Origin of the sequence: Pseudomonas sp. 9.2(2024) (genome assembly GCF_039695385.1) — a bacterium.
Taxonomy (GTDB): Bacteria; Pseudomonadota; Gammaproteobacteria; order Pseudomonadales; family Pseudomonadaceae; genus Aquipseudomonas; species Aquipseudomonas paraglycinae.
This window is the reverse complement of record NZ_CP155585.1, coordinates 5,274,211-5,294,480: the sequence shown is the minus strand read 5'-3', so window position 1 is coordinate 5,294,480 and position 20,270 is coordinate 5,274,211. Positions and strand designations below refer to the sequence as shown.

Here is a 20,270-nt window from a genome sequence, read left to right as displayed (position 1 = left end):
ATTCCCACGCAGAGCGTGGGAACGATCAGAAAGTGGCAGGAAAAAAAGGCCCCGAGTTCGCACTCCGGGGCCTTTTGCATTGCAGCGGTCAGTTACGCCGCTTTGGCTTCCGGCTGGCTCAGCGAGCGATTCAGCGCGCTGAACAGGGCCTTGAAGCTGGCGGTGGTGATGTTTTCATCGATGCCCACGCCGTGCACCGCACGTTCGCCGTTCACACGCAGCTCGATGTAGGCCGCCGCCTTGGCGTTGGTGCCCGCGCCAATGGCGTGTTCGTTGTAATCCATGATCTCCACCGGAATCGGCAGACCGGCCACCAGCGCTTCCAGCGCGCCGTTGCCCTTGCCGCGCCAGTGCAGGTTGGTTTCGCCCTGACCCTTGCTCGCCACTTCCACTTCGACGGCGCTGTTGCCGTTTTCTTCCTGCAGACGATGGCTGACCAGCGCGTAAGGGGTGTTGGCTTGCAGGTATTCGCTGTGCAGCAGCGCGTGGATTTGCTGCGCGGTCATCTCCAGGCCCAGGCGATCGGTTTCACGCTGCACGACCTGGCTGAATTCGATCTGCATGCGACGTGGCAGGCTGATGCCGTATTCCTGCTCCAGCAAGTAGGCGATGCCACCCTTGCCCGACTGGCTGTTGACGCGGATCACCGCCTCGTAGCTGCGGCCGATGTCGGCCGGGTCGATCGGCAGGTACGGTACTTCCCACAGTGCATCGGACTTCTGCTGGGCGAAGCCCTTGCGGATCGCGTCCTGGTGGGAGCCGGAGAACGCGGTGTGCACCAGGTCGCCGACGTACGGGTGACGCGGGTGAACCTGGATCTGGTTGCACTCTTCGACGACCTTGCGCACGCCGTCGATGTCGGAGAAGTCCAGTTGCGGGTCGAGGCCCTGGGTGTACATGTTCAGTGCCACGGTGACGAGGTCGACGTTGCCGGTGCGCTCGCCGTTGCCGAACAGGCAACCTTCGACGCGGTCGGCGCCGGCCATCAGGCCCAACTCGGTGGCGGCCACGCCGGTGCCACGGTCGTTGTGGGTGTGCAGGCTGATGATCACGCTGTCACGACGGTTGATGTTGCGGTGGAACCACTCGATCTGGTCGGCGTAGACGTTCGGCGTCGCGCATTCAACGGTGGCCGGCAGGTTGAGGATGATCTTGTGCTCAGGCGTCGGGTTCCAGACCTCGATCACCGCGTCACAGACTTCCTTGGCGAATTCCAGCTCGGTGGCGCTGAAGGTTTCCGGCGAGTACTCGAAGGTCCACTCGGTGTCCGGCTGCATGGCTGCGTATTTGACGAACAGCTTGGCGGCGTTCACGGCGATGGCCTTGATCCCGTCCTTGTCCTGGTTGAACACGATGCGACGGAAAGAAGGGGAGGTGGCGTTGTACAGGTGAACGATGGCTTTCTTCGCCCCGCGCAGGGATTCAAAGGTGCGCTCGATCAGGTCTTCACGGCCCTGGGTCAGCACTTGAATAGTGGTGTCGTCCGGGATGTGGCCGTCTTCGATCAGAGTGCGCACGAAGTCGAAGTCGGTTTGCGAAGCGGCCGGGAACGAGGCTTCGATTTCCTTCACGCCCACCTGCACCAGGGTTTTCCAGAAGCGCAGCTTTTTCACCGCGTCCATTGGCTCGATCAACGACTGGTTGCCGTCACGCAGGTCGGAGCTGCACCAGATCGGCGCGGCATCGATGGTCTTCGACGGCCAGGTGCGATCCGGCAGGTTGATCACAGGAAACGCGCGGTATTTCGAAGACGGGTCTTTGAGCATGCTCATCGGGAAATTCCTTATTGTCTGGGCCGAAAAGAGGCGGCCTGCCGGTGGAACGAACGTTCTTGGAAAAGCGTGGGACGAGGCGCAGCGATTCAGCCCGGCAGTCGTGCGCTGACAAGGCACAGGCTGCGGTGCTGGCGAAGCTGAATGAGGGTGTGAGAGGTTTTCATGCCTTCAACCCTAACCGCGGGGGATGAGGATGGCAAGCAGTCGAAAAAAATTGAGAGGAATACCCGGAAAGCGGTTTTTTCCGAGATTTTATTCTTGATATGGCACTAATTGTTGGTGGGGATTGCGCGGACCATTCGTCGTGCGCAATCCCTGCTGGAAGGGCTTCAGCCTGAAATCAAGGCTGGAAAGCCCCAATGAAAATCGCCGGATCGACCCGCGCGTCGTTCAGGCTGACGTTCCAGTGCATGTGCGGCCCGGTCGCCCGACCTGTAGCGCCCACCTTGCCCACCACCGCACCGCGCGCCAGTTGTTGGCCGTTCTGCACATCAATCTTCGACATGTGACAGAACATGCTGATAAAGCCCTGGCCGTGGTCGACGAACACAGTGTTGCCATTGAAGAAGTAGTTGCCGATCAGGATTACCTTGCCGGCTGCCGGGGTCTTGATCGGCGTGCCGGCCGGCACCGCGAAGTCCAGACCTGCGTGCGGATTGCGCTCTTCACCGTTGAAGAAACGGCGCACGCCGAACTTGCTCGACAGCGGCCCGTTGACCGGTTTGTCCAGCAGCAGATTGCTCGGCGTATTCGGACTGAAACTGCGGTAGGCCTTGATCTGCTCGGCCAGTTCGCCCTCGATGCGCTTGAGGTTGGCCGGGTTCGGATTGACCTGCTGGGTGTTCTTCAGGGTGATGTGCTGTTCCGGGTATTTCTTGTTACCGACATTGAAGTTGAGGTTGCGGCCGCCACTGCTGATCTGCTGAACGCCGGGTTTGACGGTCAACGGAACGCCGACAATCGCCAGCCAGTTGTTCTGTTCCTTGACCACCAGCACCGGTTTGCCCTGATACGTGGCTTTCGGCGCTTGCGCAGCGGTCCCAAGATCGACGACAGCCACGCCGCCCGGCACCGGTTTGTTCAGCAGGCGGGTGATGTAACTGTCGGCGTGGGCGTTGAAGGTCAGGCAGAGCAACAGCAGCGGAGCGAGAAAACGCGGCATGGATCAGTCCAGTAAAGAGAGAGTGACAGGCGTCAGGTGATTGTCCTCGACGCGCACTTGCAGTTCGCCTTCGCCCAGTCTGGCCTTGAGGCGCTGGCCGGTGTGGGTCTGCGCGGCGTTGCGGATCGCGTTGCCACGCTCATCCAGCAGAATGCTGTAGCCACGGCCGAGGGTCGCCAGCGGGCTGACCACGTGCAGGGTCTGCATCTGGCTTTGCAGTTGTAAACGGCGGCGTTTCAAACCTTCGTTCATGGCACGTGGCAGGCGCTCGGCGAGACTGTCCAGGCGCTGGCGCAACAGGGCCAGTTGGCGTCCCGGATGTTGCCCGGCGAGACGGGTTTCCAGGCGGATCAGGCGTTCGCGGCGGGTATTGAGCTGGCGCTCGAACGCTCGGCGCATGCGCATGTCCAGATCATCCAGACGTTGTGCCTGCTGGCGCAGACGCTCGCCGGGATGGCGCAGGCGGCGGGTCATGCCTTCAAGGCGCAGGCGATCGCGCATCAGGCGATCACGCATGCGCATCACCAGTCGGCGATGCAGGCTTTCGACCTGCCGGATCAGGTGGCTGGAATCCGGGGCAAGCAGTTCAGCGGCAGCGGACGGCGTCGGTGCGCGAACGTCCGCCACGAAGTCGCTGATCGACACATCGGTTTCATGGCCGACCGCGCTGACGATCGGCGTGACGCAGGCATCCACCGCACGGGCCACCGCCTCTTCGTTGAAGCACCAGAGGTCTTCCAGCGAGCCGCCGCCACGGGCCAGGATCAGCGCGTCGAAGCCACGGGCGTCCGCCAGTTTCAGGGCTCGGACGATCTGCGCGGTGGCTTCGCGGCCCTGAACGGCGGTGGGAATCAGCGTCAGTTGTACCTGCGGCGCGCGGCGGCGGAACACGCTGATAATGTCGCGGATCACCGCGCCGGTCGGCGAGCTGATGATGCCGATGCGCTGCGGATGCGCCGGCAGCGGCACTTTGCGCTCGGCACTGAACAGGCCTTCGGCGCTGAGCTTTTCCTTCAAGGCATCGAAGGCCAGGCGCAGGGCACCGTCACCGGCAGGCTCCACGGTGTCGAGGATCAGCTGATAGTCGCCACGCCCTTCGAACAGCGAGACCTTGCCGCGCACCTTGACCGCCAGACCGTCCTTCAGCGCCTGACGCACCCGCGCGGCATTCTGGCGGAACAGTGCGCAACGCACCTGCGCGCCGCTGTCCTTGAGCGTGAAATACACGTGGCCGGACGCCGGGCGGGCGAGGTTGGAGATTTCGCCTTCGACCCAGATGTTGCTGAACACGTCTTCGAGCAACACTCGCGCGCGGCCGTTGAGCTGGCTGACGGTCAGGACTTCGCGGTCGAGGCCGAGTCTTGCAAAGGGATCTTTAATCATGGGGCGCAGTTTAAAGGCATTCGCCGGTGAATGTCTGGAGGAAGTGTTGCACCAGAGGTGTGGGATTTTGCCGAGATGCGAAGGCGACAGTGCTCTGGCAATCGCCGCTCAGCGGCAGAAATCTCACACCAGCGGGCGCGATGTCCTGCATTGATTCCGGCAGAAGAGCGATGCCAAATCCGGCCTGGATCAATTGCAATTGCGTGGTCTTGCGCGACATCACCCGCGCCGCCTGGGGGAAGAAGCCGTGACGCATGCACAGGTCGGCGCACAAATAACTCAGCCCGCCGCGCTGCGGATGCGGGATGGAGATGAACGCTTCGTCCTTCAATTGCGCCAGATCGACCGCCTCCGCCAACACCAGTCGATGATCCGCCGGCACGGCAAGCAGCAAGCGTTCGGTATAGAGCGGCACAACCTGAACACCCTCGCGCTGGCGCAGCACCGGTAGGCGCAGAAGACCGATATCGAGCCGGCCCTCGGCCAGTTCTTCAAGTTGTGCCTCCGAGGAGAGCGTGCCGATATCCAGCGAAACACCGGGTTGCTGCTGCAGATATGCGCTCATGTCGCGCAACAGTCGGCCGCTGATCGGCACGGTGCTGGAGTGACACACGCGCAAAGTGCCGCGCTGCCCTTGGCCAATTTCCGTGGCCAGGGTGCTGGCCTTGTTCAGTTCATTGAGCAGGTTTCTCGCCCGGGGCAGGAACGCTTCGCCAGCGGCGGTGAGCCGGGGCTGGCGCGCGGTGCGTTCGAACAGCGGCGTTTGCAGGCGGGTTTCCATGTCCTTGATCTGCCGGCTCAGCGCCGATTGAGCAATGAACAGCCGTTCGGCTGCGGCACTGAAGCTGCCGCTCTCGGCGATTTCCACGAAGTAGCGCAATTGGCGGGTTGAAAGCACGAGGCATGCCTTTTTGAGATGGCTTGGCGGTTTGGATAATATTAGTCGCAACCCTCGGCGCTGGCTAAAGTCATCGCAGGCTTATAAAGGAAGCGAGCGAATGAGCGTGGCGGGGTTGTTGAGCGAATGGTCGTGGGGTGCGCAGGGCTGGGTGGTGATCGGACTGGCCATCGCGCTGGCCTACATCGTGTTCGGGATTGCCGGTTTCGGCACGGCGCTGGTGGCGGGGCCGATCCTGATCCTGTTCATGCCGCTGTCGAAGATCGTGCCGTTGCTGGTGCTGCTGGATTTCGTCGCGGCGTTCGGCAATCTGCTGCCGTCGCGGCGTGACGTGGCGAAAGCGGAATTGCTGCGGCTGCTGCCGTGCATGGCGGTGGGTTGCACGCTGGGGGTGATTTTCCTGCTTAACCTCAAGTCCGATCTGCTGTTGCTGTTGATGGGGCTGTTCATCAGCGCGTACGCGATCTACAGCTTGTGGATCAAGGCGCGACCGGCGCAGTTGTCTGCCGGGTGGGCGTTGCCGATGGGTACGGTCGGCGGTTTGTTTGGGGCATTGTTCGGCAGTGGCGGCTTTCTTTATGCGATCTACCTCAACAGCCGACTGCCGAAGGACGCAGCCCGGGCCACGCAAAGTGCGCTGATCAGTTGCAGCACGGTGGTGCGTTTGAGCCTGTTCGCCATCGCCGGGGTGTATGCCGAGCTACCCTTGTTGATGCTTGCGCTGTGCCTGTTGCCGGCCATGGCGCTGGGCTTGTGGGTCGGGCGGCGGTTGACCATGCGCCTGTCCCGCGAGGCCTTCGTGCGGTTGGTGACCTGGCTGGTGCTGGCGAGCGGGATTGCGCTGATCGGCCGCTATTTAAGCACTTGACCGGATTTTGTCAGGGATTAAGCTGCCGGCCGCGTTTGTCGCAGAACATCCTTTGACGCAGCAGGCTTGCATCATGAACTCCCAAAGCATCATCGTCCCGAAAATCTCCAACCTGCCGGTGCACGAGCCCCGGGCCCGGGCGATCCTGCGCTGGCTGGTGCGCAAGAACATCGTCAAGGAAGAGCTGAGCACGTGCGGACGTACCGGCAATCGCATGGCCTACGCCATCGCCGATGGTGCCCGTGCGGTGGTGCTGCACCCCGAGGCGCTGCCGTTCGGTGAGCCGATCAATGGGCTGGAAGTCATCACCAAACGCTGCATCTACACCCCGGCCAAGGGTTTTCTCGAAGAAGCCGGGTGTGCCGAATGCCGCCAGGAGATCGGCGAAGCGCTGTTCGAAAGCCTGGAAGACTGGATGCCGGGCCGCACCGACAACTTCACCTGCCCTGAATGCGGGCATGAAGACGACATCAACGGTTTTCTGTATTTGCAGGAATGCGGGTTTTCCAACCTCGGTTTCATCTTCAACAACTGGCTGGAGGCGGGGTTCAAGCAGAGTTTCATCGACGAATTCGCCGACTGGCTGGATCAGCCGGTGAGCTGGGTCAAGGTCGAGTTGTAAGGGGCGTTTTTCCCGTACATCAGCAACATTGATATAAGACAAGTTTTACATTGAGCCCGGTAGGGTGTCTGAGTATAATGGCGCGCTTCCATTTTCCCGCTCGGGAGCCCCCGCGATGCTGCGTATCAGCCAAGAAGCTCTGACCTTCGACGACATTCTTTTAGTGCCTGGTTATTCCGAGGTGCTTCCTAACGAAGTCAGTCTGAAGACCCGCCTTACCCGTGGCATCGAGCTGAACATTCCTCTGGTTTCTGCCGCCATGGACACCGTCACCGAAGCCCGTCTGGCAATCGCCATGGCTCAGGAAGGTGGCATCGGCATTATCCACAAGAACATGACCATCGAGCAGCAAGCTGCCGAAGTTCGCAAGGTCAAGAAGTTCGAAGCCGGTGTGGTCAAGGACCCAATCACCATCGAGGCTGACGCCACGGTTCGTGATCTGTTCGAACTGACCCGCATGCACAACATTTCCGGCGTTCCGGTTCTGCACGATGGCGACCTGGTCGGCATCGTCACTTCCCGTGACGTGCGTTTCGAAACCCGTCTGGAAGCCACTGTTCGTGAAGTGATGACGCCCAAAGAGCGTCTGGTCACTGTTCGCGAAGGCGCCGACAAGAACGAAGTCCGCGAGCTGCTGCACAAGCACCGCCTGGAAAAAGTCCTGATCGTCGACGACAAGTTTGCCCTCAAAGGCATGATGACCGTCAAAGACATCGAGAAAGCCAAGGCCTATCCGCTGGCCAGCAAGGACGATCAAGGTCGTCTGCGCGTCGGCGCTGCGGTCGGTACCGGTAAAGACACTGGTGACCGCGTTGCCGCCCTGGTCAATGCCGGCGTGGACGTGGTGGTGGTCGACACCGCTCATGGTCACTCCAAAGGCGTGATCGACCGCGTTCGCTGGGTCAAAGAGAATTTCCCTGAAGTGCAGGTGATCGGCGGCAACATCGCCACCGGCGCAGCCGCCAAGGCTCTGGCCGAAGCTGGCGCCGACGCGGTCAAGGTCGGTATCGGCCCTGGCTCGATCTGCACCACCCGTATCGTCGCCGGTGTCGGCGTTCCGCAAATCAGTGCCATCGCCAACGTTGCCGCTGCCCTCGAAGGCACCGGCGTTCCGTTGATCGCCGACGGCGGCATCCGTTTCTCCGGTGACCTGTCCAAGGCCATCGTTGCCGGTGCTTCCTGCGTGATGATGGGCTCGATGTTTGCCGGTACCGAAGAAGCACCGGGCGAGATCGAACTGTTCCAGGGCCGTTCATACAAGGCTTATCGCGGCATGGGTTCGCTGGGCGCCATGTCCCAGGCTCAAGGTTCCTCCGACCGTTACTTCCAGGACTCCTCGGCAGGCGCCGAGAAACTCGTTCCGGAAGGCATCGAAGGCCGTGTTCCTTACAAGGGCACCCTGAGCGCGATCATTCACCAGTTGATGGGCGGTCTGCGTTCCTCGATGGGTTACACCGGCAGCGCCAACATCGAAGAAATGCGCACCAAGCCTGAGTTCGTGCGGATCACCGGTGCCGGCATGGCCGAATCCCACGTTCACGACGTGCAGATCACCAAGGAAGCGCCAAACTACCGCGTAGGTTGAGGCTTCAAGCAAAACGTTAAATGACCGGGGCTGTTTTATTCAGCCCCGAGTCGTTTCTGAATCAAAGACTGTTTCTGAATTACTTAGACGAGACTGAATCATGGCCCTCGACATTCACGCTCACCGCATCCTGATCCTCGACTTCGGTTCGCAATACACCCAACTGATCGCCCGCCGCGTGCGCGAGATCGGTGTGTACTGCGAACTGCACCCGTTCGACATGGACGAAGATGCGATCCGCGAATTTGCGCCAAAAGGCGTGATCCTCGCCGGCGGTCCCGAGTCCGTGCACGAAGCCAACAGCCCGCGCTGCCCGCAGGCGGTATTCGACCTGGGCGTACCGGTCTTCGGTATCTGCTACGGCATGCAGACCATGGCCGAGCAACTGGGCGGCAAGGTTGAAGGCTCCGAACTGCGTGAGTTCGGTTATGCCCGCGTTGACGTGGTCGGCAAGAGCCGCCTGCTCGACGGCATCGAAGACCACATCGACGCCGACGGCCTGTTCGGCCTCGACGTGTGGATGAGCCACGGTGACAAGGTCACCAAGATGCCGGAAGACTTCCACATCCTGGCCAGCACCCCGAGCTGCCCGATCGCCGGCATGTTCAACGACGAGCGCGCTTACTACGGCGTGCAGTTCCACCCGGAAGTGACCCACACCAAGCAGGGCGGTCGCATCCTGTCGCGTTTCGTTCTCGACATCTGCGGCTGCGAAGCCCTGTGGACTCCGTCGAAGATCGCCGAAGACGCCATCGCCAACATCCGCGCACAAGTCGGTACCGACAACGTGCTGCTGGGTCTGTCCGGCGGTGTGGACTCCTCGGTGGTTGCGGCACTGCTGCACAAGGCCATCGGCGACCAGCTGACCTGCGTCTTCGTCGACAACGGCCTGCTGCGTCTGCACGAAGGCGAGCAGGTGATGGCCATGTTCGCCGAGAACATGGGCGTCAAGGTGATCCGCGCTAACGCGGAAGACCAGTTCCTGAACAACCTGGCCGGCGAAGCCGATCCAGAGAAGAAGCGCAAGATCATCGGCCGTACCTTCATCGACGTGTTCGATGCCGAATCCTGCAAGCTGGACAACATCAAGTACCTGGCTCAGGGCACCATCTACCCGGACGTGATCGAATCGGCTGGCGCGAAAAGCGGCAAGGCCCACGTGATCAAGTCGCACCACAACGTGGGCGGCCTGCCGGAAGAGATGAACCTGAAACTGGTCGAGCCACTGCGCGAACTGTTCAAGGACGAAGTCCGTCGTCTGGGCCTGGAACTGGGCCTGCCGTACGACATGGTCTACCGTCACCCGTTCCCGGGCCCGGGCCTGGGCGTGCGCATCCTTGGTGAAGTGAAGAAGGAATACGCCGACCTGCTGCGTCGCGCCGACCACATCTTCATCGAAGAACTGCGCAAGGCCGACTGGTACCACAAGGTCAGCCAGGCCTTCGTCGTGTTCCAGCCAGTGAAATCGGTTGGCGTGGTCGGCGATGGCCGTCGTTACGCCTGGGTCGTGGCCCTGCGTGCCGTGGAAACCATCGACTTCATGACCGCACGTTGGGCACACCTGCCTTACGAACTGCTGGAAACTGTCAGCGGCCGCATCATCAATGAAATCGAAGGCATTTCGCGCGTGACTTACGACGTGTCGAGCAAGCCGCCGGCGACCATTGAGTGGGAGTGATCCTGCACAAGCCCTGATGGCTTGAGGTCAGGACCAACAAAAAGCCGCGTGAAACGATGTTTCACGCGGCTTTTCTGTTTCTGGCTTTCAGTGGCTGATTACAACGGTCTGGACCAACCCGCCAGTTTCATGCCTCGCTCATCAAGCGCCTTGAGCAGCGCCTTGATACTGGCGAAGCGCTTTTCATGGACGCTGGGCCATTCGGGGCGTTCGATGAAAACGCGGTTGGATTCGAAGTGGATATCGGTGCGCACGATCGCATTGGCGCGGCTGCGATGAACCAGAAAGGTTTCCCGCAATTCTCTTTTCAAGGTGTACAGACCCGGTCGGGAAAGTAGCCGTTCGATGTCTGAGGTCGTCCGGGCGTACCACGGTGTTTCGACTTGCAGGCGCAGGTCACCTTTTACGAATGCCTGGTTCTTGCCCATTTGATCGGCAAGACTTTTACCGGGATCCGCTTCGATACCGCCGGATTGACCTTCAGCGACATCTTCGGCGCGCAGACCGACGACGCCTTCCAGCTCGCTGACACCGGCAACGCCTTCGAACGTGTTCGAGTGGGAGTTCCCCATCAGTGCCACCCAGTTATGCGGCCCGCGAGCCGCCTGGTCAGCCTCGATCACGGTGTGAGCGTAGTAGTTCATCATTCTCTGGCGTGCCGACGGATCCGCCGTTCTCATTCCTTCAACCCGATAACTGGCCAGGCAGTCGATGGCCTGAACGCGTATCCCGTTGCGATTGGCTTCCTTGACCAGATCGAGAAAGGTGTAGCGTTGCAGCGGATCGGTCACGTGACCACTGTCGAGCTGAATCAGATAGTTCTCCAGATCCCGCGGCATGACCGACGTCCTGGCGTAATTATCCAGCGCGGCCTGATGGAAGTCCGTGAGCAGGTGCTCGGAGTAAAGCGTCTTCACACCCTTGTTGGCCAGGGTTTGCATATTGTCCATCAGCCATTGCTTGCTGCCGATTTCGGCATGGCTTTCGCCAATGACCAGACCGCGAAAATCCGTGAATACCCGCTCGATGAATGCTTGTCCCGACAGTCCTGCTGTCAGCGAATCCATTGATGGGCGTACGGGAAGATGCAGCTCGGCATAGAAACGTACTGCTGCTTCATGCAGTTGTTTTCGCAGCGTCTTGAATGTATCGAGGGGTGAATTGCCGCCCCATGAAGCGACGGAGTCGTTCAGCAGAGAGGCGTCGTTGCCACGCGCCACGTTTTTCAGTTCGGCCCGGGCCTGCACCGCAATCTCATACGGCGAGGTGAAACGGGGTGGATCCTTGATCATCAAATCCGGGGCGGGTGGCGCTTCAATCGCCGGGATGGACGGCTGAATGTCTGGCAGTTGACCGGGCGTAGCGGTGGGATCAATGCGCACATGTACCTGCGTGAGACCTTCATGTCCTATGGCTTCCAACAGTTCATGCAGGCTGTCGAAGTGGCGCCCGCTGATGGCTGACCATTTCGGCCGGAGGATGGAGAAACCGGCGCTGTCCTGCTGAATCGGTGTACGCACCAGACTGCCATCGCCACTGCGGTGAACAAGGGTGGAGGGCTCCTGCACCATGAACATGCCGCGCCTGGGCAGCGCCTCTTCAAGCGAGCGAGCTGTTGCCGTCGCGGGCGGTGCGCTCAGTTGCAGGCGAAGATCGCTTTTCAATTCGTCGAAGGGACGTCCCAGGATGTCTTTGACTTTTTTGCCCGGGTCAGCTGTAAGCCCCTGAGCCTGACCCACAGCACTTTCATCGACGCGTAATGCCACCGCACCTTCCAGCTCACTCAGCCCGGCAACCTTGTCGAAGCTGCTGGCGCGGGCCTCATCAACCAGCGCGATCCAGCGATGAGCACCTCGTGCGACCTGGTCGGCCTGAATCACGGTGTCCGAGTAGTAATTCATCATTTTTCGGCTGCTCGCTTCGGTAGTACCTTCCATCCGTGGAAAGCGCCGGGTCGCCATGCTGTCGATCGCTTGTACGCGGATGTGATTCTTCTGTGCGCCTTTTACCAGCTCGGTGTAGGAATAAGGTCCGGCAGGGTCGGTCTTGAACCGCGCATCCAAAGCCTTCAGGTACCGCTCCAGAGCCGGCGGCATCTTGCCGTTCTGGTGAAAAACATCCAGATCCGCTTGATGGAAATCCGTGAGCAAGTGATCCAGGTAAAGGGTTCTGACCTTCTGTTTGTTCAGCACTTTGAGATTGTCGACAAGGGTCTGTCGAGCACCGATGGCAGAACTGTCCTGACCGATTACGAGGCCGGTGCCGTCCTTGAACAGGCGCTTGGTCATTTCGGCAAACGGCGTCGTGGGTTTGAAGAGTGGGACGGCTGGACGCGGGGGAAATTCGGTGGCGGCATAGGCGTTGATGGCATCGTCGTAGAGCCCGCGCCGCAGGGTTTTGAAGTCTTGATAGAAACGGTCGCTGCTGTCCTGTGGATCCAGCGGGAAATCATCGACCTGAGCTTCGGCAACGGGTTGCAGCGCCTGTCGCGATGCTTGCGGCACATCGTACGCCAGTGGCTGTGCCTCCACGTCGGGCAGTGGGTCGGCCGCGTGTCCGAAGGGCCACTTGCCGAAAATTTTCATGCCACCCTTGAGTCCGGGTCGGGCCACCGGTTCCCACCTGAGCGCTTCGTTCAAGCGAACCGGGACGTTGCGGTAAAACGAGAAAGGATTGGCCGGATCAATAATGACCCAGCCGCGTAACTGCTCGACATAACGCACCTGATAAAAGCCGTCGCGTCCTGCGCGGCGCATGTAAATGTAACGCTTGCCCGACGCGGCCAGGATGATCTCCTGCAGTTTGGAATCACCGGTTTCAACGCGGGTGCCTTCGGTGATTTCAGTCTTGAATGAAGCAAGGAAGTCCTCGGGCTGCGCGGGCAGGACGCGCGTCGGGGCGATTTCCTCCAATGCAGGCAACGGGGGGCGGGCAATCGCCGCTTCGACAAGTTTTTCTTCCGGTGCGAAGACCGTGCTGGCCTCGGCTATTTCCGGCAGACGGCCACTGCCCTTGAGGAAGGTGGCGTTGAAAAGGGTATCGATGGTCGCGAAGATGGCGCCCGTCACTGCAGACTTGCGTTCACCGGGTGTTTTGCCATTGACCGCCTGATCAATCTGCAACCCGACATTGGCGATGCCGGCACCCACGACGGCCAGTGCCACGGGCCAGCCGACAGCGGCCATCGGACCGAACATGCGACCGAAAGCGTTGAGATAGCCGATCCACAGCTTTTTCCGCAGATCGCCATTGGTGTGCATCATGAACGTGGCGTCGCTGATCATCCTGGCGTGAGTGGCGCTGGCGAGGAAGGTGAAGGCGTCGCTCTTGAACGTCTCGCTGGTGTGTTCGATCAGGGAGTGATCGGCGCAGTCCCAGGCGCTGACCAGCAGATCCAGGACATGATTGAGCCCGACATTTTCGACATGCGGCGGGCGGAATATCTCAGTGAGCAGATATGTCCCGGGACTCAACAGGGGGAGCCACCCCGGTTTCGCAGCGTCGCGCCATGAGGTGTCTTCCATGATGTCGTGATCGGCCACTTGAAAATGCGCGAGGAAACGTTGGCGGTCAGCCGGTTTACGGGTTTGCGACAACACCCACCAATGCAGGTCCTCCGCTGTCTCGAAGGCATGCAGGCCCCAGACTTCCCCAGGGGTGTAGAGGATCTTTCGGCCATTGACGTCGGTGATGCACAGAATATCGGTCGCTACATAACCCCCCACCTTCAGCAGGCTCAGATGCATTCCCTTGGCGGGCGCCGCATCCTCCTCCAGCATCTGCAACGTGACGGGCCAGCTCACATTGCCGGCGACAGCCTTGACCACGGTTCGGAAGTTTTCGTCCGACAACCGGCCACCTTCGCGATCCTCCATGGCCTGGGCAATAAAGGTGCACTTGGCCAGGCTGCGAAATGTCCTGGTGTGTTTTTTCCAGAACGAGGCGACCTTTTGATTGAACCGATCGGCGAAATTGATCGCCCAGAAGTCCTTCAGTACCTCGTTTCCATGCAACCGCACTTCATTGGTCTCGTCGAAGTCCTCGGCATCCGGTCCGGTCGTGTAAAAGCCCCCATCGACATCGAGCATGTCCAAGTTGTCCTGATCACCGACGCGGAACCGCTGGATCACCAGTTGCGGCAAGGTCATGGACTCGGTTGGCCGGGCACCATGATGTTCCCAGCCCGTGAAGGCTTTCCAGCTGCTGCTGGAGAACTTGAAGCGGTGCCAGTAAACCTGTTCAGGATCCAGATGATCCACGCCATGTTTGCGCAGGATATCCCTGGCGATATCACTGGCCATTTCGTACATGTCGGGGCAGGCCTGAACCAGTGCGGGTACCAGATTTTTCAGGGCCAGTTTGTCGGCAACATTGGGTAGTGCAGTGTTTTCGGATGTGTCCACGGTCTTTCCTTGAGGTGGTACGGATGGGACCGGATCATTTCAGGCGGGCGTAGGAAGGGTCTGTCGGCTGCTGTGTGTAACGGGTGTCGGAGCAATAGGTATGACGTATGGGAAAAGGATCAGGATCCAGTACGAAAACCCGGCAATTTGCAGCAGTTGAGTCCTGCTTTTCGCTCTGAGGAACTGCGGCCAGTCGCCGCGCTGCCCTTACTGTTTCTCATCTGCGGGTGTATCGTATTCGCCCTTTCGGGCCTGCGGGCCCGCCGCAGATACGTGAGGTAGTTGAGTTCATGTCCTTTACCCGTCGCCAAATCCTCGGTGGCCTGGCCGGTCTTGTTGTCGTTGGCGTAGGAGCGGGGGGCGCGTCGCGTTACTGGCTGGGCAAGATGGCCGATGCCGATGCGGGGCATGACTACGAGCTGATCGCCGCGCCACTGGACGTCGAGCTGGTGCCAGGGCACAAGACCGAAGCCTGGGCGTTTGGCCCATCGGCGCCGGGCACCGAATTACGCGTGCGTCAGGGCGAGTGGTTGCGGGTGCGCTTCATCAACCATCTGCCGGTGGCGACCACCATTCACTGGCACGGCATCCGCCTGCCGCTGGAGATGGACGGCGTGCCGTACGTTTCGCAATTGCCGGTGCTGCCGGGCGAATACTTCGATTACAAATTCCGTGTGCCGGACGCCGGCAGCTACTGGTATCACCCGCACGTCAGCAGCAGTGAGGAACTCGGTCGCGGGCTGGTCGGGCCGTTGATTGTCGAGGAGCGCGAGCCGACCGGGTTCAAGTACGAAAAGACCCTGAGCCTGAAGAACTGGCACATCGACGACGAAGGCAACTTCGTCGAGTTCAGCATTCCGCGCGAAGCGGCCCGTGGCGGTACGGCGGGGCGGCTGTCGACCATCAACGGCGTGCCTACGCCGGTGATCGAGTTGCCGGCCGGGCAGATCACCCGGGTTCGTCTGCTCAACCTCGACAACACCCTGACCTATCGCATCAACATTCCTGGTGTCGAAGCGCAGATCTATGCGCTGGACGGCAACCCGGTCGAGCCGCGGCCGCTGGGCAAGGAATACTGGCTGGGTCCGGGCATGCGCATCTGCCTGGCGATCAAGGCACCACCTGCCGGTGAGGAACTGTCGCTGCGCAACGGCCCGGTTCGCCTGGGCACCCTGCGGTCGGTGGCCAACAATGACGCGCCGACCGACTGGCCGAAAGCATTGCCGGCCAACCCGGTGGCCGAGCCGGACCTGGCCAATGCCGAGAAACTCAACTTCAATTTCGAATGGGTCGGTTCGGTGTCGGTGAATGTCGACAACGGCAAGCCGCCGAGCCTGTGGCAGATCAACGGCAAGGCCTGGGACATCACCGACAAGACCTGCGCCGACCGGCCGATCGCCAGCCTGAAACTGGGCCAGAGCTATATTTTCGAATTGAAGAACATGACCCAGTACCAGCACCCGATCCACCTGCACGGCATGAGCTTCAAGGTGATTGCGTCGAACCGGCACAAGATCGTGCCGTATTTCACCGACACGTATCTGCTGGGCAAGAACGAGCGCGCGCAAGTGGCGCTGGTGGCGGATAACCCGGGGGTGTGGATGTTCCACTGCCACGTGATCGACCACATGGAAACCGGCCTGATGGCCGCCATCGAGGTGAAGTGATGCGCCAGATTCGCCCCGCGGCGATCATCGACCGCAGCCGAGACCGCGACTTCATGCGCGAGGCGCTGGATCTGGCGGCCCAAGGCGCAGCCCTCGGCGAAGTGCCCGTGGGCGCAGTGCTGGTGCAGGATGGCGAAATCATCGGGCGCGGTTTCAACTGTCCGATCAGTACCAGCGACCCGAGTGCACATGCGGAAATGGTCGCGATTCGCGCCGCTGCACAGGCTGTGAGCAACTATCGTCTGCCGGGCAGCACGCTCTACGTGACGCTGGAACCGTGCAGCATGTGCGCCGGGCTGATCGTGCATTCGCGGGTTGCGCGAGTGGTGTATGGCGCGCTGGAGCCCAAGGCCGGGATTGTGCAGAGTCAGGGGCAGTTCTTCACTCAGGGCTTTCTCAACCATCGAGTGTTGTATGAAGGTGGGGTGTTGGCGGAGGAGTGTGGGGCGGTGTTGACTGAATTTTTCCGTGCCCGCAGAGCAAAAAGCCCCTCACCCTAACCCTCTCCCGGAGGGAGAGGGGACTGACCGGATTGGATGGGCGAGATCCGCCGACCTGAGTTATCGAGTCGAACTTAAGTTTTGAAAAGCTCCAAGATCGGCTCCCTCTCCTTGGGGCGGTCCGACGTTTCGGGAGGGCTGGGGTGAGGGGTGGGCTCACCGTGGTGTTCGGGAGAGCGGGTTATTTCTTCGCGACGATGACCGCCCGCATCGGCGCCGGCAGTCCTTCAATCGTCTTGCTGTGATCTTCCGGATCAAGGAAATCACTCAACGACTGATACTTCATCCACTCTGTCCCGCGCTGCTCTTCAACAGTGGTGGTGCTCACATCCACACATTTCACGTCAGTAAACCCGGCACGACGCAGCCACAATTCCAGCGCCGGCACCGACGGCAGGAACCACACATTACGCATCTGCGCATAACGGTCTTCCGGCACCAGCACCTGATGCTTGTCGCCTTCGACCACCAGCGTCTCCAGGACCAGTTCGCCGCCTTTCACCAGGCAATCTTTCAGCGCCAGCAAATGCTCGATCGGCGAACGACGGTGATAGAACACACCCATCGAAAACACCGTGTCGAAACCTTCCAGATTCGGCGGCAGGTCTTCGAAAGGGAACGGCAGGTGCCAGGCATTCGGTTCTGACAGATAACGCTGCACCGCCTGGAACTGGCAGAAGAACAGCCAGTTCGGGTCGACGCCGATCACGCTGTCGGCGCCGGCACCGAGCATGCGCCACATGTAGTAGCCGTTACCGCAACCGACATCGAGGATGCGTTTGCCCTTCAGATCCAGATGCGGAGCGACCCGCGACCACTTCCAGTCCGAGCGCCATTCGGTGTCGACGTGCACGCCGAACAGATCGAACGGCCCTTTGCGCCACGGCGACAGGCCCATCAGTGCGGTGCGCATTTGTGCGCGGGTTTCGTCGTCGCAATCGGTGTCGAGTTTCAGGCCGTCGAGCAGGTCGACTTCGGTCGGCTGGATCTTCGGCAAGGCGTCCAGCGCACTTTGCCAGCGCTCCAGATCGCCGTGACCTTTCTCCATTTTCTTGTCGAGCTGCACTTGCAGGGTGTTGGCCCATTCGGCCAGCGGCGTGCCGGCCAGACGGCGGGCGAGGGGAGACAGATCAATCATGGCAAGGCAATCAACGAGGCAAAGTTAAGACACTGGAACCACGGCACGACTTTCGAGAACCCGGCAGCCAGCAGGCGCTCACGGTGTTCTTCGAGGCTGTCGGGCTTCATGACATTTTCGATGGCGCTGCGCTTCTGGGCGATTTCCAGTTCGCTGTAGCCGTTGGCGCGCTTGAACGCGACGTGCAGGTCGGTCAGCAGCGCGTGTTCTTCGGCATCGTTGAAACGCAGCTTCTCCGACAGAATCAGCGCGCCGCCTGGCAGCAACGATTGGCGGATGCGTGACAGCAACGCCGTACGCTGATCCGGGGCAATGAATTGCAGGGTGAAGTTCAACGCCACCACCGAGGCCGGTTTGAAGTCGAGGGCGAGGATGTCGCCTTCGATCACTTCGACCGGCAGCAACTCCTGGAACATCGAATCCTGACCGTTGAGGTACTCGCGGCAGCGCTCGACCATGGCAGCCGAGTTATCCACCGCGATCACACGGCAACCGTCGGTGCGTACGTGGCGGCGCAGGGCTTGGGTCACCGCACCGAGCGAAGCTCCGAGGTCGTAGAGCACGCTGTTCGGCTGGGCGAACTGCGCCGCGAGCACGCCGAGGTTCTCGACGATGGTCGGGTAACCCGGCACCGAACGCTTGATCATGTCCGGGAACACCCGCACCACGTCTTCGTTGAAGGCGAAGTCAGGCACCTGGGCCATCGGCTGGGCGAAAATGCGATCGGGTTCTTTGCTCACGGCGGTTCCGGCGGTGTCGATGAAAAGGCCGGCATTTTAGCCAAACTGGCGCGCAGATGCGCGGGTTGTCTGATAAACCGTGCTGGTCGGAGTCAGGCTAAAGTTCAAAACTCGATCAACTTAGCCTGAAACCTTCTCGGGTCCAGATTGCGGCAAGACTTACGAGATAATGTAATTGGCTGCGAAATTTCCGTTCACATCGATTCCTGGTTCAACTACCCCTCCATAGTCCTGCACGGTCTGGATGGCGTATACGCCGGAGATGCTCTTGGAGGAGTGATCTACCGTGAGTTTCAGGGTCAAAGATGTCGCGGTATATCGAGTGTTCACCCAGCCCGTTCTGACATCAACGTTGACGCCCGGATCATTGAGTTTGTATTCGCCACTTTGGATGTCGGGAGCAAAGTTGAATTCGAGATTCTCAATCTGCTGCTCAAACTCCTCCTGCGCTCCCGTAATCCTTAAAAAATTGCTGAGAAAGCAATTCACGGTTGGGAAGTAGAAGGCCTCGCCGCTATCAATCTGGCATTTGAAGGTGTTGTTCGTATCGGCGTTTTCTATCTGATTATTCATGGTCGATCCCTCGGGCGATTGACAGGCGGTTTGCTGTCTCTCACTGCACTTTAAGCTGAGGGGGGGCGCGGATTTAACTGTCGGAAATGACAGTTTTTAATGCGATTTTCTAATGAGCTCGACGCTTTTTATCGCAAATCGGCTTTAGCTTCATTCGGATGCTTGAACGCCGAGGCGACGATGCCCCACTGCCCCAGCCAATAACTGAGGATGATGATGTAGGGCGCCGCATTGAACGGTGAGACGAACCGGTTGATACCGATCACGCTGTCGGAAAACACGAACGCCACCGCGCCACCCGCCGCCAGCAATGCCGAACGTTGCGGTACGCCGCTGCCGAGTCGGGCGAGAGCGCGCCAGAGCATGGCGCTGATGGCCGTTCCGTAGACGATCACTGGCACGGTCAACGGGCCGAGTCCGCTGCTGATCAATATGCCCAACAACACTGCACCCACGCTGAGGGCCAGGATCAGCGGCAGCAGGGCCAGGCGTCGGCAATCGCTGAGGTAAGCCTTGAGATACGCCAGATGCGCAACCAGAAATGCGCCGAGACCGAAGACAAACAAATCCCCCGGCCACGCCAGCAGTACATCACCGACCAGCGAGAAAATCAGACCGAGGCTGATCCAGCGCCGATAGTCGCTCGGTGGCGCATCGTGCAGCCAGCCGAGCAACGCCAATACCGGCAGCGGTTTGACCAGCAGGCAAAGCAGCGCCGCGTGGGTGCTGACGCCATAGAGAAAGGTCACGGCGCCCATCAGCGCGAGGATCAGCCAGCCCACGATCAGTTCACCGAAATGGCGCAGTCAAAGGTTTCCACCGGCAACACTTCCGGCGCCCAAGGCTGTTGCGAAGTCAGGCGCAGACGGCCGGTGCCGGGGGCGAACGCCTGGAAGCGCCAGGTCGAGAGACCGGCCGCGCCGACCACGCCGGCATCTTCCGGATTGCTGTAGACCTCGGGGCTGAGGGCGCGCAATACGCCGCCGGCGGAATCCTGGATGGCCCAGCGGTAGCCGGTGGTGGGGTTGCTCGGGAGCATGACGATCAGGTTTTGCCCGTTGGTGAGGCGCACCGGGCATTCGCTCTGTTTTTCCACGGTCACGTTGGTTTTCGGTTGCGTGGCACAGGCGGCCAGCAGGGCGAGGGACAGGGGGACAAACAGGCGAAGGGGGGACATGGATTCAGTGGCTCCGGCGTTGGCGACGAACGGCGAGCATAACTGAAGATGAGACAAAGTGTGACAACGCCAGGCTTGGCGTGATCGTTCCCACGCTCCGC

Annotated in this window: 16 protein-coding genes; 6 read left to right on the top strand and 10 right to left on the bottom strand. The window is 60.5% G+C overall.

Going from position 1 to position 20,270, the window contains the following annotated elements:
• Positions 1 to 92: 92 nt before the first annotated feature.
• From leuA to ABFB52_RS23735, 4 genes are all read right to left on the bottom strand, one after another.
• Complete coding sequence (gene leuA, locus ABFB52_RS23750; RefSeq protein WP_007956672.1) at positions 93 to 1,772, bottom strand: 2-isopropylmalate synthase; 1,680 nt, start codon at positions 1,770 to 1,772, stop codon at positions 93 to 95.
• Between the two features lie 343 nt (positions 1,773 to 2,115).
• Positions 2,116 to 2,937: a peptidoglycan DD-metalloendopeptidase family protein gene (locus ABFB52_RS23745; RefSeq protein WP_039765736.1), complete on the bottom strand. Its 822-nt coding sequence runs from the start codon at positions 2,935 to 2,937 to the stop codon at positions 2,116 to 2,118.
• A 3-nt stretch (positions 2,938 to 2,940) separates the two neighbouring features.
• Positions 2,941 to 4,320, bottom strand: coding sequence for an exodeoxyribonuclease VII large subunit (gene xseA / locus ABFB52_RS23740; RefSeq protein WP_007956669.1), 1,380 nt, complete (start codon positions 4,318 to 4,320; stop codon positions 2,941 to 2,943).
• 10 nt (positions 4,321 to 4,330) lie between these two features.
• Entirely contained in the window at positions 4,331 to 5,218 is an 888-nt protein-coding gene (locus ABFB52_RS23735) for a LysR substrate-binding domain-containing protein (protein ID WP_129973673.1), read from the bottom strand.
• Positions 5,219 to 5,318: 100 nt separating this feature from the next.
• On the opposite strand from ABFB52_RS23735, the gene ABFB52_RS23730 reads away from it, so the two are divergent.
• The 4 genes from ABFB52_RS23730 (at position 5,319) to guaA (ending at position 9,971) form a co-directional block, all read left to right on the top strand.
• The gene (locus ABFB52_RS23730; protein ID WP_129973674.1) at positions 5,319 to 6,086 is read left to right on the top strand and encodes a sulfite exporter TauE/SafE family protein; all 768 of its coding nucleotides are present in this window, start codon (positions 5,319 to 5,321) and stop codon (positions 6,084 to 6,086) included.
• Between the two features lie 73 nt (positions 6,087 to 6,159).
• Positions 6,160 to 6,708, top strand: a complete 549-nt coding sequence (locus ABFB52_RS23725) for a hypothetical protein (RefSeq protein ID WP_011335799.1) — start codon at positions 6,160 to 6,162, stop codon at positions 6,706 to 6,708.
• A 115-nt stretch (positions 6,709 to 6,823) separates the two neighbouring features.
• Positions 6,824 to 8,293 carry an IMP dehydrogenase gene (gene guaB, locus ABFB52_RS23720; protein WP_034156270.1) on the top strand — a complete coding sequence of 490 codons (1,470 nt, stop codon included), beginning with the start codon at positions 6,824 to 6,826 and terminating at the stop codon, positions 8,291 to 8,293.
• 100 nt (positions 8,294 to 8,393) lie between these two features.
• On the top strand, positions 8,394 to 9,971 hold the full coding sequence (gene guaA, locus ABFB52_RS23715) for a glutamine-hydrolyzing GMP synthase (protein ID WP_108590389.1): 1,578 nt from the start codon (positions 8,394 to 8,396) through the stop codon (positions 9,969 to 9,971).
• Between the two features lie 98 nt (positions 9,972 to 10,069).
• On the opposite strand, the gene ABFB52_RS23710 is transcribed toward guaA, so the two are convergent.
• Positions 10,070 to 14,374: a membrane-targeted effector domain-containing toxin gene (locus tag ABFB52_RS23710; protein WP_129973675.1), complete on the bottom strand. Its 4,305-nt coding sequence runs from the start codon at positions 14,372 to 14,374 to the stop codon at positions 10,070 to 10,072.
• Positions 14,375 to 14,664: 290 nt separating this feature from the next.
• On the opposite strand from ABFB52_RS23710, the gene ABFB52_RS23705 reads away from it, so the two are divergent.
• The gene (locus ABFB52_RS23705) at positions 14,665 to 16,041 is read left to right on the top strand and encodes a multicopper oxidase family protein (RefSeq protein ID WP_085745305.1); all 1,377 of its coding nucleotides are present in this window, start codon (positions 14,665 to 14,667) and stop codon (positions 16,039 to 16,041) included.
• Positions 16,041 to 16,541 carry a tRNA adenosine(34) deaminase TadA gene (gene tadA / locus ABFB52_RS23700; RefSeq protein ID WP_129973676.1) on the top strand — a complete coding sequence of 167 codons (501 nt, stop codon included), beginning with the start codon at positions 16,041 to 16,043 and terminating at the stop codon, positions 16,539 to 16,541. Before ABFB52_RS23705 ends, tadA begins: the two co-directional genes overlap by 1 nt.
• Before the next feature lie 181 nt (positions 16,542 to 16,722).
• Here tadA and cmoB read toward each other — a convergent pair whose 3' ends face one another.
• From cmoB to ABFB52_RS23675, 5 genes are all read right to left on the bottom strand, one after another.
• The gene (gene cmoB / locus ABFB52_RS23695; RefSeq protein ID WP_007956659.1) at positions 16,723 to 17,679 is read right to left on the bottom strand and encodes a tRNA 5-methoxyuridine(34)/uridine 5-oxyacetic acid(34) synthase CmoB; all 957 of its coding nucleotides are present in this window, start codon (positions 17,677 to 17,679) and stop codon (positions 16,723 to 16,725) included.
• Positions 17,676 to 18,383: a carboxy-S-adenosyl-L-methionine synthase CmoA gene (gene cmoA, locus ABFB52_RS23690; protein WP_218888027.1), complete on the bottom strand. Its 708-nt coding sequence runs from the start codon at positions 18,381 to 18,383 to the stop codon at positions 17,676 to 17,678. The genes cmoB and cmoA overlap by 4 nt, the downstream gene beginning before the upstream one ends.
• 195 nt (positions 18,384 to 18,578) lie before the next feature.
• On the bottom strand, positions 18,579 to 18,992 hold the full coding sequence (locus tag ABFB52_RS23685; protein ID WP_129974270.1) for a hypothetical protein: 414 nt from the start codon (positions 18,990 to 18,992) through the stop codon (positions 18,579 to 18,581).
• Between the two features lie 128 nt (positions 18,993 to 19,120).
• Positions 19,121 to 19,774: a lysoplasmalogenase gene (locus ABFB52_RS23680; RefSeq protein WP_178082644.1), complete on the bottom strand. Its 654-nt coding sequence runs from the start codon at positions 19,772 to 19,774 to the stop codon at positions 19,121 to 19,123.
• A 2-nt stretch (positions 19,775 to 19,776) separates the two neighbouring features.
• The gene (locus ABFB52_RS23675) at positions 19,777 to 20,169 is read right to left on the bottom strand and encodes a protease inhibitor I42 family protein (RefSeq protein WP_102716880.1); all 393 of its coding nucleotides are present in this window, start codon (positions 20,167 to 20,169) and stop codon (positions 19,777 to 19,779) included.
• Positions 20,170 to 20,270: the final 101 nt, after the last annotated feature.